General features: G+C 49.8%; 15 protein-coding genes. All 15 read left to right on the forward strand.

The genetic code is table 11. The features are described from left to right. The first annotated feature begins 65 nt into the window (after positions 1-65). On the forward strand, positions 66-260 hold the full coding sequence (locus tag KME11_04340) for a DUF2862 domain-containing protein (protein MBW4514432.1): 195 nt from the start codon (positions 66-68) through the stop codon (positions 258-260). 122 nt (positions 261-382) lie between these two features. Next, the gene (locus KME11_04345) at positions 383-1,483 is read left to right on the forward strand and encodes an ArsA family ATPase (protein ID MBW4514433.1); all 1,101 of its coding nucleotides are present in this window, start codon (positions 383-385) and stop codon (positions 1,481-1,483) included. 77 nt (positions 1,484-1,560) lie between these two features. Then, positions 1,561-2,139: a Uma2 family endonuclease gene (locus KME11_04350; GenBank protein ID MBW4514434.1), complete on the forward strand. Its 579-nt coding sequence runs from the start codon at positions 1,561-1,563 to the stop codon at positions 2,137-2,139. 134 nt (positions 2,140-2,273) lie between these two features. Then, positions 2,274-2,735 carry a hypothetical protein gene (locus KME11_04355; GenBank protein MBW4514435.1) on the forward strand — a complete coding sequence of 154 codons (462 nt, stop codon included), beginning with the start codon at positions 2,274-2,276 and terminating at the stop codon, positions 2,733-2,735. Positions 2,736-2,808: 73 nt separating this feature from the next. Next, positions 2,809-4,170: an ATP-binding protein gene (locus tag KME11_04360; protein MBW4514436.1), complete on the forward strand. Its 1,362-nt coding sequence runs from the start codon at positions 2,809-2,811 to the stop codon at positions 4,168-4,170. Then, complete coding sequence (locus KME11_04365) at positions 4,121-5,479, forward strand: tetratricopeptide repeat protein (GenBank protein ID MBW4514437.1); 1,359 nt, start codon at positions 4,121-4,123, stop codon at positions 5,477-5,479. Before KME11_04360 ends, KME11_04365 begins: the two co-directional genes overlap by 50 nt. Positions 5,480-5,603: 124 nt before the next feature. Next, positions 5,604-5,759: a hypothetical protein gene (locus KME11_04370; protein MBW4514438.1), complete on the forward strand. Its 156-nt coding sequence runs from the start codon at positions 5,604-5,606 to the stop codon at positions 5,757-5,759. Positions 5,760-5,856: 97 nt separating this feature from the next. Then, positions 5,857-6,156, forward strand: a complete 300-nt coding sequence (locus KME11_04375) for a type II toxin-antitoxin system HigB family toxin (GenBank protein ID MBW4514439.1) — start codon at positions 5,857-5,859, stop codon at positions 6,154-6,156. After that, entirely contained in the window at positions 6,140-6,541 is a 402-nt protein-coding gene (locus KME11_04380) for a transcriptional regulator (protein ID MBW4514440.1), read from the forward strand. The genes KME11_04375 and KME11_04380 overlap by 17 nt, the downstream gene beginning before the upstream one ends. Before the next feature lie 110 nt (positions 6,542-6,651). Continuing rightward, complete coding sequence (chlG, locus tag KME11_04385; protein MBW4514441.1) at positions 6,652-7,653, forward strand: chlorophyll synthase ChlG; 1,002 nt, start codon at positions 6,652-6,654, stop codon at positions 7,651-7,653. A 290-nt stretch (positions 7,654-7,943) separates the two neighbouring features. Further along, positions 7,944-10,313, forward strand: a complete 2,370-nt coding sequence (locus KME11_04390; protein ID MBW4514442.1) for a PBP1A family penicillin-binding protein — start codon at positions 7,944-7,946, stop codon at positions 10,311-10,313. Positions 10,314-10,413: 100 nt separating this feature from the next. Beyond that, the gene (locus KME11_04395; protein MBW4514443.1) at positions 10,414-11,211 is read left to right on the forward strand and encodes a creatininase family protein; all 798 of its coding nucleotides are present in this window, start codon (positions 10,414-10,416) and stop codon (positions 11,209-11,211) included. Positions 11,212-11,221: 10 nt separating this feature from the next. Beyond that, a complete protein-coding gene (locus tag KME11_04400; GenBank protein MBW4514444.1) occupies positions 11,222-11,917 on the forward strand; it encodes a hypothetical protein in 696 nt (231 codons plus the stop codon). A 381-nt stretch (positions 11,918-12,298) separates the two neighbouring features. Next, complete coding sequence (locus KME11_04405; protein MBW4514445.1) at positions 12,299-14,593, forward strand: HDIG domain-containing protein; 2,295 nt, start codon at positions 12,299-12,301, stop codon at positions 14,591-14,593. Further along, on the forward strand, positions 14,593-15,996 hold the full coding sequence (locus tag KME11_04410) for a 16S rRNA (cytosine(967)-C(5))-methyltransferase (GenBank protein ID MBW4514446.1): 1,404 nt from the start codon (positions 14,593-14,595) through the stop codon (positions 15,994-15,996). Before KME11_04405 ends, KME11_04410 begins: the two co-directional genes overlap by 1 nt. The last annotated feature ends 1 nt before the right edge of the window (position 15,997 follow it).

Here is a 15,997-nt window from a genome sequence, read left to right on the forward strand (position 1 = left end):
TAAGCTTTAGCCAAAAGCAAGACACTGATAAACTGGTTGGGATTGAACTTTGATTTGGAGCGGTGATGGAAATCGGACAAAGAGTGCGCGTGCGTCGGTTACGCGATCGGACTTCTCAAGAAGTTATTGATCATCTAGGGCAGTACGGCGTTATTAAAGATTACAAAGTAATGGATGGTAACACCGTCGGGCGAGTCGTGAAATTTGATGATAGTTTTACGACCTGGTTTTTTGAAGATGAATTAGAACCCGCAGCCTAACCTAGAAACCACTGAGACGATCCACTGGGTCGTCTCGTTTCTAAAATTTCTTTTACCCGCTCCTTGCTTTTTTTCGTCATTACTATAGAAGAAGAGATCGCAACGTTTAGGATATTGAAAACATGGCTCTGGTTTTGACGTTTTTGGGTAAAGGTGGGACGGGTCGATCGACCCTGGCGATCGCGGCTGCTAAGCAATTCGCAGCCCAGGGTCAGCGTGTGCTCCTGGCAGGGCAAGACCCAACCCCTGCCTTTTCTATGCTGGTCGGTACGTCTCTTAGCGGCAACCCTCAAGAAATTGCGCCTAATCTACAGGCGGTGCAGTTGCAAATGACGGCACTGCTAGAAAAGAACTGGGAAGAGTTGAAGCAGCAAGAAGCGCAGTATTTACGAACGCCGTTTTTTAAGGCAGTTTATGGGCAAGAGTTGGGCGTTTTACCTGGCATGGACAGCGCTCTGGCAATGAATGCGATCCGCGAGTACGATGCCAGCGGCTTGTATGACGTAATTGTGTTTGACAGCACGGGCGACCAAACTACCATTCGCACTCTAGGACTACCAGAAACCATGGGCTGGTACATTCGGCGGTTTCGGCAGGTTTTTGCAGATTCAGATTTGGGTAAAACGCTCTCGCCGTTTATTCAACCGATCGCCGCTGCGGTGCTAAATGTGAACTGGTCAGGAGGCGATTTATTTTCTCAACCCGCTGGGCAGCAGATGAATAATATGCTGGAGCAAGGAAAGGCGGCGGTGGCAGACCCTAACCGAGTTTTGGCGTATTTAGTCACAACAGGCGATGAAGGGGCGATCGCATCGGCAAAGTATCTTTGGGGTAGTGCGCAACAGATGGGCTTGACCGTAGGCGGCGTATTGTTGAATGAAACGGGCGTAGTCGAAGCGGTGCGATCGGAGTTTCACCCGTTGCCTGTGAATCACATTCCGTCTAAGGTGGGCGACGATTGGCAGCCCTTAATGAACGCGCTCCCCGATTTTCATCAGGCAAGTCAAGCCCCTCGACCGATTACCATCAATACGGCTGAACGCAAGGTATCGCTATTTTTGCCAGGTTTTGATAAGAAGCAGGTGAAGCTAACTCAGTATGGGCCAGAGGTGACGATTGAGGCAGGCGACCAACGGCGTAATATCTTGTTGCCGTCTGAGTTGAGCGGACGGCAGGTGACAGGCGCGAAATTTCAGGATGGGTATTTGATTATTTCGTTCTAGAGAATACGATAGACTGCTCGCTGCGCAATTTTGACATCCTGCCCGCTCTAAAAAGACGGAGTTTCTCGGAGGTTTTGATGACCCAAGCTCTATCCCAAACCTTGCTAACCTTTGAGGAGTACTGTGCCTATGACGATGGGACTGATACTCGCTATGAACTAGAGGCAGGAGTTCTGACCCTAATGCCCCCCAAAAGCCCCCGAAATAGCCGTATTGCGCTATGGCTCCTGACTCAATTTTTGCCTTTTGTACTGCTCAATCAACTCACCAACAAAGCTGAAATCTTTGTTGGAGGTAGCCGTGCAACTTGCCGTCTCCCCGATCTTGTCGTGCTATCTCCAGAATTAGCTGCAATTCTTGAAGCTGAAACCAGGGAAACCATTACCTTCGATATGCCGCCGCCACTGTTAGTGGTAGAAGTCGTTTCGCCAGGAAAAAGGAATGAAGACCGAGATTATCGGTACAAGCGATCGGAGTATGCTGCTAGAGGCGTTGCTGAGTATTGGATTATCGATCCTATCAAAAGCCAAGTCATGATCCTGACGTTAGTGGAAGGGCTGTATGAAGAAAAAATCTTTAGCGGAGCCGATCGCCTTCAATCTGAGATCTTTAGAGAGTTGAATCTAACAGCAGATCAGGTTTTTGCAGTTAGATAGAGCGTTATAGAAAAGCAGCAGTTTCTGATAAGAGGCAAGTGAGTGGGGCGAAGTTTCAGGATGGGTATTTGATCATTTTGTTCTAGGGAATACGATAAACTCTGAAGATGTAACCCAGCGACTTCAGGCTTTCCATGACCAGCAACCAACCGCCCGATCGCCTCGATCGCATTGAGCGTGTTTTAGACAACCTAGCCGCCAACCTAGCTGAAGAAAGAGAGAGGCGGCTAGATCTGCGTCAAGATCTGGACGGTGAAGCCGAGCGTTGGGCAGCAACCATCCGAATAGTAGATAGCAACGCCAGGGCGATCGCCGAGCAGCGAGAAGTATGGGCAGAAACCCGGCAGTTTGTAGAGAATCACGGTATGACAATCGCCGAAATTCGACAATTAACAGAGAGCAACACCAGGGCGATCGCGGCTAATTCTGATACGGCGGCACAGCAGGGGGAAGAAATGAGAGCCAGTATTACTGATTTGGTTAACATGATTACCACTCAGGCGGAACAGGCAGAAATCGACCGCGCAGAATTCCGAGCAACAGTTCAGCAGATTCTTGAAGTACTGACTCAGCGATTTACAAGCAACGGTCATTAACGAAGAAGTTTCATGACCAACCCACAAAGCTCTCAACCCGAACTGGATATCGTCCTATACTGAACCGCTTTCCATGACTGCTTTTCCTACGAACCGTGCCACAACGTTGAAAGCTGCATACCGGATATGCACTCCTGAGCCTTTGGACGGAGAAGGCTTGGATCTTTACTATGTAGATTTGGCGGAGGTGCGGAGAAGTGAGGCGATCGCTGGAGTCAGCACTATTCTAGATTTCCAGGATGCTGGAGAACACAACACCATTTTGTTTACGGGGCATCGGGGCTGTGGCAAAAGCACTGAGCTAAAGCGCCTTCAGCGGCAGTGGGAAAAGACTTTTCATGTCATTTATTTAGAAGCGAATGAGGAGACGGACATCAACGATGCTCGCTATGTTGACTTGTACTTGATTGTGATTAAGCAAGTGGAGTATGAGCTACGGAAATTAGGGCTGGGTTTTGATGCGGGTCTGCTGAAAGGCTTTGAAGATTGGTTTAAAGAGGTGACAGACGAAACTGAGAAAACGGTGGAGTCGTCGGTGAGTATGACGGGTGAAGTGACACTGAGTTCAGGGGGGATCATTCCTCCGTTTATTGCCAAGCTGTTGGTGAAGCTGATGGCGCAAATTAAAGGTTCCGATAAGCGTAAAACGACAATTCGGCAGACTTTGGAGCAGGATATTTCGCGGCTGAAGGCAGATATTAATTTGTTGCTAGACGATGGGCTACATAAGCTTCGCCGCAAGTTGCCGAACTGCAAAGATTTTTTGATTATTTTTGATAATCTCGATCGCGTTCCTAAAGGAGTTTCTGATCACTTATTTTTTGATTATGCGGCTCAGTTACAAGAGCTTCACTGCACGTTAATTTATACCGTGCCTCTCGCGGCTCTCTATTCGCCGCGCAATATGAGCAATACTTTTGGTAGCCCCAATATTGTGCCGATGGTGAACATCTACCAGTTTGAACGCGATCGCTGTGATTTGGCGTATAACGAACCTGTGTTGGCAAAGATGGCGAGTGTGATTGAGCAGCGGGTGGATGTAGAGGCGGTGTTTGCGGAGCGGGAATCGTTGCTGGGACTGGCGCGATCGAGCGGGGGACACGTGCGGCAACTCATGCAGATTATGCAAACGTCTTGTCTAACGGCGAGCACTAGAGGGCACGCTAAGATTGAAAAAGATGATGTGCTGTATGCTGTGAACAAAGCCCAGTTTGAGTTTGAGCGGTTAATTCCGGCTGAACACTACCCGTTGCTGGCGCAAACCTGCGTAACCAAAAATGTCAGTAAGGATGAAACGGGGCAATTGATGCTGTTCAATACGTCGGTGTTGGAATATAACGGCACAAACCGCTGGAATGATGTCAACCCGTTGGTGAAGAAAATCGATGCTTTCCAACAATCCCTCGAAGCCTTCCAAGCCTTTCAAGCCCTCTAAAATATCATTGGGCAACCTGTTTCTGAGTAAACAAGCTGAAGCCCAGCAGTTTTTAGCACTTAACTCATCGTCGTTGGCGGAGTTGTTGACGTTTATTGATTTTGCTGAAAATCTGGCGATCGCTTTCGTAGAGATGAACTTTCCTGCTGATGCGAATGCGTTGATTGAGGCGTTGCAGAACCATCCTCAGTGTCAAGATATTCAGTTTGTGGTGTTTGATTTTTCGCAGCAGCCGGAACTCCGGTTTTTGCGCGATGAATTGATTCAGCGGTTGGCAACGGTGCCCTGTGATCAGAACAAAAAATTGGTGTTGGTGATACGAGGGTTGGAGCGGGCGATCGGCATCTCTGGGAATGATCCGCCTGTGTTACAGGATCTCAATTTTATTCGAGATGCCTATAAGACCAGTGTGCCTTACCCGATGCTGTTCATTTTGCCTGACTATGCCTTGACGCGACTGGCAAAGTTTGCGCCCGATTTTTGGGCTTGGCGATCGGGGGTGTTTCAGTTTCAAACCACGCCTAAAACCCGTGATGATGCGCTGAAGTTTCTAGAGCCAGAAATGGTGGATCGGCGCTATGACAGACCTGTTAGCCCAGAGCGCATTGAGACATTAGAGCGATTATTGATGGAGTATCATCCTTCGGGACAGGCGATCGCTTCAGACAACTTGGGGACTTGTGGCGATATTTTGCATCAGTTGGGTGTGGCTTACCTCAGTCAGAATAATTCTGGAAAAGCCGGTGAATATTTAGTTGAAGCTTTGAAACTGGCAGAGCAACGGGAGGATTTGTCGTTGCAGGCGAGGGTGAAAAGTGATTTGGGTGAGGCTTATCTGCGGCTGCGATACTTTGAAGAGGCGATCGCTTATGTTCAGCAGGCATTGGACATTCAAGAGCAGCTTGACAATTCACAGGGTAAAGCAGAGTCATTAAAGATTCAGGGCGCAGCTTACTTCTTATTAGAACGTTATGAGGAAGCGATCGCCAGCTTCAACCAATCGATACAAATCAAGCCGGACGATCGTTATGCCTGGTACAGACGAGGCAAAACGCTCCACAGCTTAGGACGCTATGAAGAATCGATTGCTTCTTATCAAACATCACTGGAAATTAGTCGGGAAATTGGCGTTCGTAATCACGAAGCAATTTTGTTATTTAAACTAGCGCACACTTTTTCTAAACTCGATCGCAAGCAAGAATCCATTCAGCATTATCAAGATGCTAGGCAACTGTTTCAGGCTATTGGTTTAGAAGAAGAAGTAAAAAACTGTGAGCATGCGATCGCATCCCTCGAATCATCGAACTAATTTACACGCTTTAACCTCAGATCCCTTTCCGTCGATTTTCCACAAAAGTTCATCGCCAAAGCTTCATAACGCTTCACAGCAAGCGGTAGGCTAGACGAATCCTGCAATCACTACCCTTTCCCCTATGTCAGAGTCTACTCCTCCCGTTCCTTCCCCTGAATCTGACGCTGCCAGCGATCGCAACATCGAAAAGCGATCGATACTATTGCACAAGATTTGGATCTGGCGCGGATTATTGGCGATCGGCGAGGTGAAGCAGCAGCACTTGAGAAGCTGGTGAATCCGAGTCGAGATTTGGATTAAGATCCCCTATCGCGCAGTCTATGAAGCACCAAGATCCGTTAAAATAGGGTCATCAGCAAGAAAAATTAATATTCATGCATGTGATTAGCTACAGACGCATCCGCGAGTTCAGCGAAAGCCATGCCGATATCATTGAAGCGCTAGACAATTGGTTCAAAGTTGCCAGCAAAGCAAACTGGGCTACTCTTATCGAAGTTCAAACTGTTTTCCCAAAAGCTGAGGCAGTAGGAGGTTTCACAGTTTTTAATATCAAGGGAAATCACTATCGGTTAATTGTCAGCATCGACTACAAAGGGCAGTTGATTTACATCAAGTACATTCTGACCCATGCAGAATATGACAAGGAGAAGTGGAAGAATGACCCTTACTTTTAACCCCGAAAAATACAAAGACTTACTTGCCCAACATCAGCCCAGACTAATCAACACTGAAGCCGAGAATGACAAAGCTTTGGCAGTGGTTGAAGAATTAATGCATCGGCGCGATCGCACTCCTGAAGAAGATGCGCTCTACCAGCTTTTGATTGCACTAATCGAAAAGTTTGAGCAAAGCCACTACTCCCCTCAACCCACTAGCCCCCAGTCCATGCTGCTTTTTTTGATGGAACAACGACAACTTGAACCCAGTGACCTTATCAATGCACTCGGTTCAACCACCGCAGCAACAGCAATAATGACAGGCAGTGCTCCCATCAACCCACAGCAAGCCGAATTGTTAGGCAGATTTTTTCAGGTTGATCCTGAGCTGTTTCAACATTGAGATACTCATCAGCAAAATATTTCCAAAGTTCATTCCTCACAAGCTTCACAACACTTCACAGCAAGCGCTAGGCTAGAGAGCGAATCCTGCACAAAACCATTGCTTCCCCTATGTCAGAGTCTACTCCTCCCGTTCCTTCCCCTGAATCTGACGCTGCCAGCGATCGCAATGCCAAGACCCGCCAGCTTTTAGGCATGAAAGGCGCGCAGGCTGGCGAAACTTCCATCTGGAAAATTCGTTTGCAGTTGATGAAGCCGATCACCTGGATTCCATTAATCTGGGGCGTGGTCTGTGGGGCAGCCTCCTCTGGTAACTACACCTGGACGCTAGAAAATGTTTTGATCGCAGCGGCTTGTATGTTGATGTCTGGTCCGCTGTTGGCAGGCTACACCCAAACCATTAACGACTTCTACGATCGCGATTTAGACGCTATCAATGAACCCTATCGCCCCATTCCTTCCGGGATTATTACACTCCCGCAAGTCATAGTGCAGGTCTGGGTATTGCTGTTGGGAGGCATTGGCGTAGCGTATGCGCTAGATACTTGGGCAGGGCATTCTTTCCCAACTGTTACTGCTCTGGCGATCGGTGGCTCTTTCGTTTCCTACATCTACTCTGCGCCACCGCTAAAGCTGAAGAAAAATGGCTGGGCAGGAAATTATGCCCTAGGCGCTAGTTACATCGCTCTGCCTTGGTGGGCGGGTCATGCTTTGTTTGGCGATTTGAACTGGACGATCGTGCTGCTGACGTTGTTCTATAGTTTGTCAGGGCTAGGCATTGCCATTGTCAATGACTTTAAGAGCGTGGAGGGCGATCGCCAACTCGGTTTGAACTCCCTGCCCGTCATGTTTGGCGTGGGTACCGCCGCTTGGATTTGCGTGCTGATGATTGATGTTTTCCAATCTGGAATTGCTGCTTACCTCATGAGTATTCACCAGAATCTCTCTGCCGTGCTGCTTGTGCTGCTGATCATTCCCCAAATCACTTTCCAAGACATGTACTTTTTGCGCGACCCCCTTAAAAATGATGTGAAGTATCAGGCAAGCGCTCAACCCTTCTTGGTTTTGGGAATGTTGGTGACGGCACTGGCGCTAGGTCGGGCAGGGGTCTAGCGGTTTTGAGCAGATGGCTGGTTTAGGTAAATCGTTATAGTCAGGCTGGCAAAGATGCGTTAAGATTTTGCCGCGCTTGTGATTTATCCCAAAAGGCTCTAAGTTTAGATGAAGTTAAATGAAGGTTGCGTGAGTGTTAAGCAGTACTTGCGACAACACGGCTGTAGGCTTTAAAAGAGAATCGTTCATCAAATCTGTGTTGGCGGTTTGTGAGGACTTACTAAGTGACAGATTTTCAAGCTGGTTCCGGGGATGCGTCAAGCCAACGGAGCGGTCAAAACTCAACAAAAATGACCCACAACACTATGTCTGGCAACACCGATCCCAATAGCAATGATTCTGAGATGCCGATTTTGCCAAGGTTTGACCCCGATGGAGCAGAGCCACGTCGGGCAGTTCCTCCTCGGCGGCGGCGGAATCGCTACAAACTTTCATTCCCCAAGGTGCCCATGCCCAGACGTTGGTGGAGTTGGGCGCTGATAGTGATCGGAATTGGAGCCTGTGGGGGGGCTGTGGCAGCGCGATCGACGATCGTGGCGATCGAGAAAGATTTGCCTAATCCCAAGGACGTTTTGACCTACAGTCGCGTTGGGTCAACGACGATTAAGGCAGAAGACGGCACAGTTCTTCAACAGATTGGGCCTGCCACCCGCGACAAAGTTTCGATCGCAAAAATGCCCAAAGTGCTAGCAGAAGCCTTCATTTCTTCAGAAGACACCGACTTTTATAGCCACAGTGGAATTGACTATCAAGCGATCGCTCGGGCTTCCTTGGCTAACCTGTTTGCAGGTAAGGTCGTCGAAGGTGCCAGTACCATTACTCAACAGCTTTCTCGGATTGCGTTTCTCGATCAAGAGCGGAGCTTGGCGCGGAAGGCACGGGAAGCACTGTTGGCGCAGAAAATGGAGCGAGAACTGTCAAAAGACCAAATCTTAGAGAGCTATCTTAATTTGGTTTACTTAGGTTCAGGGGCTTATGGCGTTGCGGATGCCTCCTGGATCTATTTCAGCAAGCCTGTAGAAGAACTATCTCTGGGGGAAATGGCAATGATTGCAGGGATGGCACCTGCCCCCAGCACCTATTCTCCTCAAGTTAACCCTGATCTAGCCAAGCAACGACGCAACATTGTTTTGCAACGAATGGTCAAGGCAGGGTTTATAACTGAGTCGGAGCGCATAGTGGCGGCGGCAACTCCGATCGCCATTCAGCCCAGCAACCCTAAATATCAGGCAAGCGAAACGCCGTACTTCACGTCCTACGTATTGCAAGAGTTGCCTAAGTACGTTTCTAGAGAGGAAATGGAACTGGGTGGGTTGACGGTAGAAACTACCATGAACTTAAAGTGGCAGAAGTTAGCACAGGCGACGATTCAGAACGCGATCGCCGACTATGGCTATAACCAGGGGTTTGAGCAAGCGGCACTGGTTTCTATTGACCCTCGTACAGGCGAAGTCAAAGCGCTGGTCGGTGGCGATGATTTCAATAAAAGTCAGTTTAATCGCGCCACGCAGGCACAACGCCAGCCGGGTTCTACCTTTAAGGCGTTTGTGTATTCTACGGCGATCGCCGCTGGGTTTTCGCCGTACCGAGGATATGTAGACGGCAAGCTCGTAGTGGATGGCTACGAACCCCGCAACTCTAGTAAATCTTTCCGGGGTTCGGTTTCCATGAAAGATGCCCTGACCTCATCCATCAACGTCGTTGCCGTTAAAACCTTAATTGACGTAGGGTTTGACCCAGTGATTGAGATGGCAAAACGAATGGGGATCAAATCTCCGCTGCTGGGTGCCTATTCCCTGGCTTTAGGTTCTTCAGAGGTTAACCTTCTGGAGTTAACCAGCGCTTACGGAACGCTTGCCGCAGCGGGTAATCGCTCTGAGGCACATGGGATTACGCGAGTGCTTAACCGCTATGGCAAGGTGATTTACGAAGCAAAGTTTAAGCCGAATCGCGCTATTGATGCAGACAGCGCCTCCATCATGACCTGGATGCTGGAAGGCGTGGTGAATCAGGGTACAGGTGGAGCGGCAGCATTGCCCGATCGCGGTGTCGCCGGAAAAACTGGCACCTCCGAAAAACGTCGTGATCTCTGGTTTGTGGGCTACATTCCCCAGCTTGTAACAGGAGTGTGGATGGGCAATGATGACAGTAGTCCTACCTATGGCGCTAGCAGCACGGCAGCAGCCACTTGGTATGACTTCATGATTGAAGCGACAGACGGAATGAAAGTTGAGGAATTTCCCAAGATTCCTGATGTTGAGGGACGAGACGGCACGGTTAAAGCGGAACCTGTGACTCCAGGCAGAATTTCCGCAAGCAGCTACGGTGGTTCTGATACAGATGCGGAGGAAGAGGACGGATACAGCGGCAGTTGGAGTGACCCTTCGGATTCTTCGTCGGGTGGCTATTACGAAGATCCAGTGCCTGCGGGGAATGATTCGGCGGATAGTGGTTTGGGCAGCGCCTCTAGTGACCTTGCCCCTGTTGATCCTGATCCTGCTGATCTTGCCCCTGCGCCAGAAGAGCCTACGATCGCTGAGCCGATTCCCACAGGAGACGAAACTGCACCCGCAGTGCCCATTGTTGAACCTCCTCCGGCAGTGGTTCCCCTAGAGCCTATCGAGCCAGTGGCTCCAGCGCCCGTCTTAAACACTCCCTAGCTTTTAGTACTTTCTCAAATAATTCACAAATTCAAATAGTCCACAACATCCTCGGTTTTTAGAGAAGCCGAGGATGTTTTCAGTCAGCACAGCGCCTACCATGCACAGTTTTGTTCCTCCCGATCGGTTTTTTCCGTATCTAACTTGGACAGATATTCAGCAGATGCCTGATAAAGGTAATGTGGTTGTGCTTCAGCCAATGGGCGCGATCGAGCAGCATGGCCCTCATCTGCCACTCATTGTCGATGCCGCGATCGCCACCTCTGTTCTGGGCAAGGCTTTAGCCCAACTCGAATCGACCGTTCCGGCATACGCTCTGCCGCCTCTTTACTACGGCAAATCTAACGAACACTGGAACTTTCCGGGCACCATTACCCTCAGCGCTCCTACCCTGATGGCGTTGTTAACAGAAGTTGCCGAGAGCCTTTACCGATCCGGATTTCGCAAGTTTGTCTTGGTTAATGCCCATGGTGGACAGCCTCAAGTGCTAGAGATCGTGGCGCGAGATCTGCATCAAAAATATCCAGACTTTCAGGTGTTTCCCCTATTCATTTGGAATGTCCCCAATGTTGCAGTTGACTTACTCACTCCTAAAGAAGCCCAACTGGGCATTCATGCCGGAGATGCTGAAACCAGCTTACTGCTGTCGATTTTGCCCGACACCGTAAAAATGGCTGCGGCTGTGCAAGAGTATCCTCGCGGCTTGCCCGATAGCCTGCTCAGTATGGAGGGCAAGCTGCCGTTTGCTTGGGTGACAAAGGATGTGAGCGACAGCGGCGTATTAGGCGATCCAACCGGGGCAACGAAAGACAAGGGCGATCGCATTTTGGCTTCTTTGGTTGAAAGTTGGACGCAGGTGATTCAAGATATTTATCAGTTTGAGCCGCCTAGGACATAAAACATTCTCTATGCACTATTCACTGCTGAGCCGATTTCGAGGCGCACTCTTAGGAACTGCCATCGGTGAAATTTTGGGAGCTAATTGTCAGCAGCCCCAATCGTGGCGATCGGTAGAGCATTGGGGTTTCTATAATCCTATTGAACCGTCGGCATGGGGCAAAATGGCGGTTATGCAAGCACAGTTTCTCATTCATGGGAAAGGTAGAACCCCGTTTTCTAGCACATTTTCTAGCCCAGAGGATGAAAGCGTGATGATTGCTCTTGTCCCGATCGCTCTGTTCTATCATGAAGATCTGACCCTCTTGAAGTTTCACCTAGAGACGGCTTTAGACTGTGCTTCCCCTCAAGTTTTGGCAACTTGTTTGCAAATTGGAGAGACGATCGCCCTGACCTTGCAAGAGAAATCGACCCCTCGCCCAAACTTTCGGCTTACTCTTTTACAAGCCGCTAAGTTGCCTCATCCTCAAGTGCCCTGTGCGATCGCCGGAGCATTGGCAGGAGCCGCCCATGGCATTACAGGCATTCCTCCCAGTTGGCGACAGCGATTGAACCGAGCAGGGTATGCTTCCTTCTGGGGTTTAACATCTGAAGCAGAACTGTTAGAAGTTGCCGATCATCTGCTAGCGGCATGGTCAGGGGTTTACCAGCCTACTCAAAGGCTAGAGAATCCAGTGGTTGCGGCTCCCCGAATGTTTCGTCGTTAGCAACAGCGGTTCTGGCATGAGGCTGATAAAATTCTGCAAGGTGCTCACAGAATGAATCGCTCCTTCTTTCTTCATTAAAAATTAAAACTGATTAGAGTCGCTTTACTTTTTCAAGAGGTTGACTCGTTTGCTAATCGCCATTGGGTGTATTGAATGAAACCCTTTCAGATAATGACCCAGAAGTTACACAGTTGGAAGCAGGAGCGTCAAATAGATGCGCCGCTTTTGAGGCAGACCCTAGAAAAATGGGTAGCGCAAGTCATTCGGCACAGCCAACAGGCTCGAACCCATCTGCGACCTAGCCAAATTATTCCCTTCTTGCTCAGACCCAGCGCAACCCAGCATCGTTTTTTGCGCCGCCGCCGCTCTCAGCCGCCCCTTGTGCTGGCGATCGCCATCCTCTCGCTGACCAGTGCCATTGGCTATCGCTTCTACGACGAACCTCAGTTAGCAGTCGGCACCATCGCTCCCCAAACTCTCAAAGCTCCTGCGACGGTGAGAATTATTGATCAGTACACAACTGAAGCCAACCGCAAGGCTGCTCGAACTGCGGGGGTGTCTGTCCTGATGATTGATAAGCCAATCAATCAAGAAATTTATCAAACCCTGCAAACGCTGTTGCAAGAAGGCGACGACTTACGGCAGCAAGTTGGTAAATTGCCTTTTGTCGAACCCTCGCTGCTCTCCACAACTGCTCAACGCTATCTTCGCCAGGCTCCTGAATGGCAATGGCAAGCCACGATCGCCAAGATTGAAGGCAAGGCTGAGGGCAAAGACGACAACGAAACTAATAGTAGCCTGCTCAATTCTCCTCGTTCTCGGGCACTGACCGATTTAGCTAGTTCCTCCCAAGAACTGGCTATTTTAGAACTTCAAAACTATCGCCGTGCTGCCACTGCCGATGATTTCTCTGCTTTGAAGGGCGTAATTGGGCTGGCTCGTCAACGATATGCTGCGGCATTGCTCTCGCTGCCCAGCAGTGCCAATGAAGAAAATTTTTATGACTCTACTCTTTTCAATCTCACTGATCCTGAATGGGCGCAAACCAAAGCCACTGTTCGGCAAACCCTTGAGCGAATGTTGACCCAAGGCATTGCGCCAGGCATTCCTCCTGCTTTGCTCGACCAAGCAATTAAAGTTCAGCTAGATGCCAACGTGTCAGCCAATGTTCAACCCCAAGCTGGCAAAATACTAGCAGCGATCGTTAGACCCAACTTGACTCAAGACATTGAGCAGACGAAGTTCCAAGCCGAACAAGCCGCCCTATCTGTGAAAGATGTAATGGTGGCGGCTCGTCGGGGAGATACAATCGTTCGGCAAGGTGAACAAATTTCTCAGGAAGATTTTGTTCTACTAGACCATTTTGGGATGAGCCGACGACGAATTAATTGGCTAGGGCTAATTGGCTTTGGCGGGTTAGTAAGTGGCACGGTTGCGGTCTTCCTGGTAATTGAGCGTAAATTTCACCCTGGCTTGCGCCGCCGCGATCGCCTCCTCATTTTGCTACTCACTCTAACGGCTCCAGTCATTTCTGCCCTCGGCTTGCCCGCCACCAGCCTACCTGTAATTGGTCTACTGGTAGGCAGCTTTTACGGCTCGGCTTTAGGCATCACCGTCATTGGGCTATTGACTGTGATTTTGCCGATCGGCATGGAAATTGCTCCTATCAACTTAGTTGCGGGCGCAGTAGGCAGTTTAGTGGGAGCTATTATGGCAGAAAAGCTGCGTTCCCGTGAAGAACTGGCTCTCTTAGGCGGCATCGTGGGCTTAACCCAGGGTATTGTGTATTTAATTCTGACCTTAATCAGTAGTTCTGCGACCAGTGCCGTCTGGTATGTTGTCCTCACTTCAGCCGCACTCCAAAGCCTGATTGGGATTGTCTGGAGCGTCGTTGCTCTCGGCATCAGCCCTTACTTGGAGCAGCTTTTCGACCTAGTTACCCCCATTCGCCTCTCAGAACTTTCCAACCCCAATCGTCCTTTGTTAGAACGGCTTGCCTCGGTTACCCCTGGCACCTTTCAGCACACCCTGTTCGTGGCAACTCTTGCCGAGGCTGCTGCCCGCGCCTTAGGATGCAGCGTAGAACTAGTACGAGCCGGAACACTGTATCATGACATCGGCAAAATGCATGACCCGCTGGGTTTTATTGAAAACCAAATGGGCGGAATTAACAAGCACGATGAAATTGATAATCCTTGGCTCAGTGCAGCATTGATTAAAAAACATGTTACAGAAGGAATTGTCATGGCGCGCCGCTGTCGGTTGCCCAAAGCGATTCAATCTTTTATTCCTGAGCACCAAGGGACAATGTTGATTTCTTATTTTTACTATCAGGCGCTTCAAGAAGCTAAAGAAAACCCCGGACTCGTGGTGAATGAAGCGGATTTTCGCTATGACGGTCCGATTCCCCAGAGCCGAGAAACAGGCATTGTCATGTTGGCAGACTCGTGTGAAGCTGCATTACGATCGCTAAAAGATGCATCTTCGGAGGAGGCTCTAGCGATGGTCAACCGCATTTTACGGGCGCGCTGGCAAGATAATCAGCTACTTGAGTCGGGTTTAAGCCGCGAAGAAATGACCCGCATTGCCGAAATTTTTGTTCAGGTTTGGCTTCAGTTTAATCATCAGCGCATTCCCTACCCTAAGGCGGCGTTAAGCCCCCAGGTCAGCGCATAATGAGCGATCGTCACCCGTCTCAACCTTCTCGATCGCCCGATCGTTCGACCCGTGATCGTTCGACCCGTGATCGTTCTGCCCGGGAATACGCCTTTCTGGCTCTCCGCGCTGTTCATAGCGGCGCTTTTGCCGATGTTGCCCTCGATCAAGTCCTGCGCCAAACCTCTCTGAATGCGCCCGATCGCCGCTTAGTGACTGAGTTGGTTTATGGCAGCGTTCGCCGACAGAGAACATTGGATGCCCTAGTCGGTCAATTTGCTACTCAATCAATTGACCGACAGCCCACAGATTTGCGGCTGATGCTGCACCTGGGGCTTTATCAGTTACGCTATCTCGACCACATCCCCGCCTCTGCCGCCGTCGATACAACGGTAGAGATGATCAAACAGAATGGCTTTAAGGGGCTGGCTGGGTTTGCGAATGGCTTGCTGCGGCAGTACATTCGCCTCGCTGAAAAGGGCGATCCTTTGGTGCTGCCAGATGCTCCGGCGACAAGGCTAGGAATCTTTCACAGTTATCCTAACTGGATTGTCGAGGTCTGGTTAGAGCAGTTTGGGATTGCAGCTACCGAGGAACTGTGTGCCTGGTTTAATCGATCGCCCCATATTGATCTTCGTATCAATCCCTTAAAAACATCCCTCGAACAAGTCGAAGCAGCAATGCAATCCGCCGAGATAGCCGTCCAGCGCGTACCGCCCTTGCCCCAAGCGCTCCGGCTGCCTCAGGGCACTGGCAACATTCAAAATCTTTCTGGCTTTGCTGAAGGCTGGTGGTCGGTGCAAGACTGTAGCGCGCAACTGGTGGGACATTTGCTCGATCCTCAGCCTGGAGAAACAGTCATTGATGCCTGTGCCGCTCCTGGCGGAAAAACCACGCATATTGCTGAACTGATGCAAGACCAAGGCGTGATTTGGGGCTGCGATCGCCAAGCCTCACGTCTTAAAAAGCTTCAAGAAAACGCCGATCGTCTTCAGATCCACGCAATTCAAATTCATGCTGAAGACAGCCGCAATCAACCGCAGTTTATTGGCAAAGGCGATCGCGTCCTTTTAGATGCCCCCTGTTCGGGCTTAGGCACTCTCCATCGCCATGCCGATGCCCGCTGGCGACAAACTCCTGAATCTGTTCAAAAGCTGGCTCACCTCCAAACTGAGTTGCTTAATCAAAGTGCTACTTGGGTCAAGCCCCAGGGCACCCTGGTCTATGCCACTTGTACGCTACACGCTACCGAAAACGAAGCGGTAATTGAACGGTTCCTACAAGACTTTCCTCAGTGGCAGATTGTCCCTCCTGAATCAGGTCATCTAGCCGAACAGTTTGTTACAGAACGAGGGTGGCTCAAGGTATTGCCTCATCAACAGAACATGGACGGATTCTTTATGGTTCGCTTGAGACGAGCATAAT

The sequence above is a fragment of the Timaviella obliquedivisa GSE-PSE-MK23-08B genome (assembly GCA_019358855.1).
In the GTDB taxonomy this organism is placed as follows: domain Bacteria; phylum Cyanobacteriota; class Cyanobacteriia; order Elainellales; family Elainellaceae; genus Timaviella; species Timaviella obliquedivisa.

Excerpts from the sequence above, each read along its gene's own strand:
- KME11_04340 (MBW4514432.1), top strand. The coding sequence starts at position 66 with ATGGAAATCGGACAAAGAGTGCGCGTGCGTCGGTTACGCGATCGGACT.
- KME11_04345 (MBW4514433.1), top strand. The coding sequence starts at position 383 with ATGGCTCTGGTTTTGACGTTTTTGGGTAAAGGTGGGACGGGTCGATCG.
- KME11_04350 (MBW4514434.1), top strand. The coding sequence starts at position 1,561 with ATGACCCAAGCTCTATCCCAAACCTTGCTAACCTTTGAGGAGTACTGT.
- KME11_04355 (MBW4514435.1), top strand. The coding sequence starts at position 2,274 with ATGACCAGCAACCAACCGCCCGATCGCCTCGATCGCATTGAGCGTGTT.
- KME11_04360 (MBW4514436.1), top strand. The coding sequence starts at position 2,809 with ATGACTGCTTTTCCTACGAACCGTGCCACAACGTTGAAAGCTGCATAC.
- KME11_04365 (MBW4514437.1), top strand. The coding sequence starts at position 4,121 with ATGCTTTCCAACAATCCCTCGAAGCCTTCCAAGCCTTTCAAGCCCTCT.
- KME11_04370 (MBW4514438.1), top strand. The coding sequence starts at position 5,604 with ATGTCAGAGTCTACTCCTCCCGTTCCTTCCCCTGAATCTGACGCTGCC.
- KME11_04375 (MBW4514439.1), top strand. The coding sequence starts at position 5,857 with ATGCATGTGATTAGCTACAGACGCATCCGCGAGTTCAGCGAAAGCCAT.
- KME11_04380 (MBW4514440.1), top strand. The coding sequence starts at position 6,140 with ATGACCCTTACTTTTAACCCCGAAAAATACAAAGACTTACTTGCCCAA.
- chlG (MBW4514441.1), top strand. The coding sequence starts at position 6,652 with ATGTCAGAGTCTACTCCTCCCGTTCCTTCCCCTGAATCTGACGCTGCC.
- KME11_04390 (MBW4514442.1), top strand. The coding sequence starts at position 7,944 with ATGACCCACAACACTATGTCTGGCAACACCGATCCCAATAGCAATGAT.
- KME11_04395 (MBW4514443.1), top strand. The coding sequence starts at position 10,414 with ATGCACAGTTTTGTTCCTCCCGATCGGTTTTTTCCGTATCTAACTTGG.
- KME11_04400 (MBW4514444.1), top strand. The coding sequence starts at position 11,222 with ATGCACTATTCACTGCTGAGCCGATTTCGAGGCGCACTCTTAGGAACT.
- KME11_04410 (MBW4514446.1), top strand. The coding sequence starts at position 14,593 with ATGAGCGATCGTCACCCGTCTCAACCTTCTCGATCGCCCGATCGTTCG.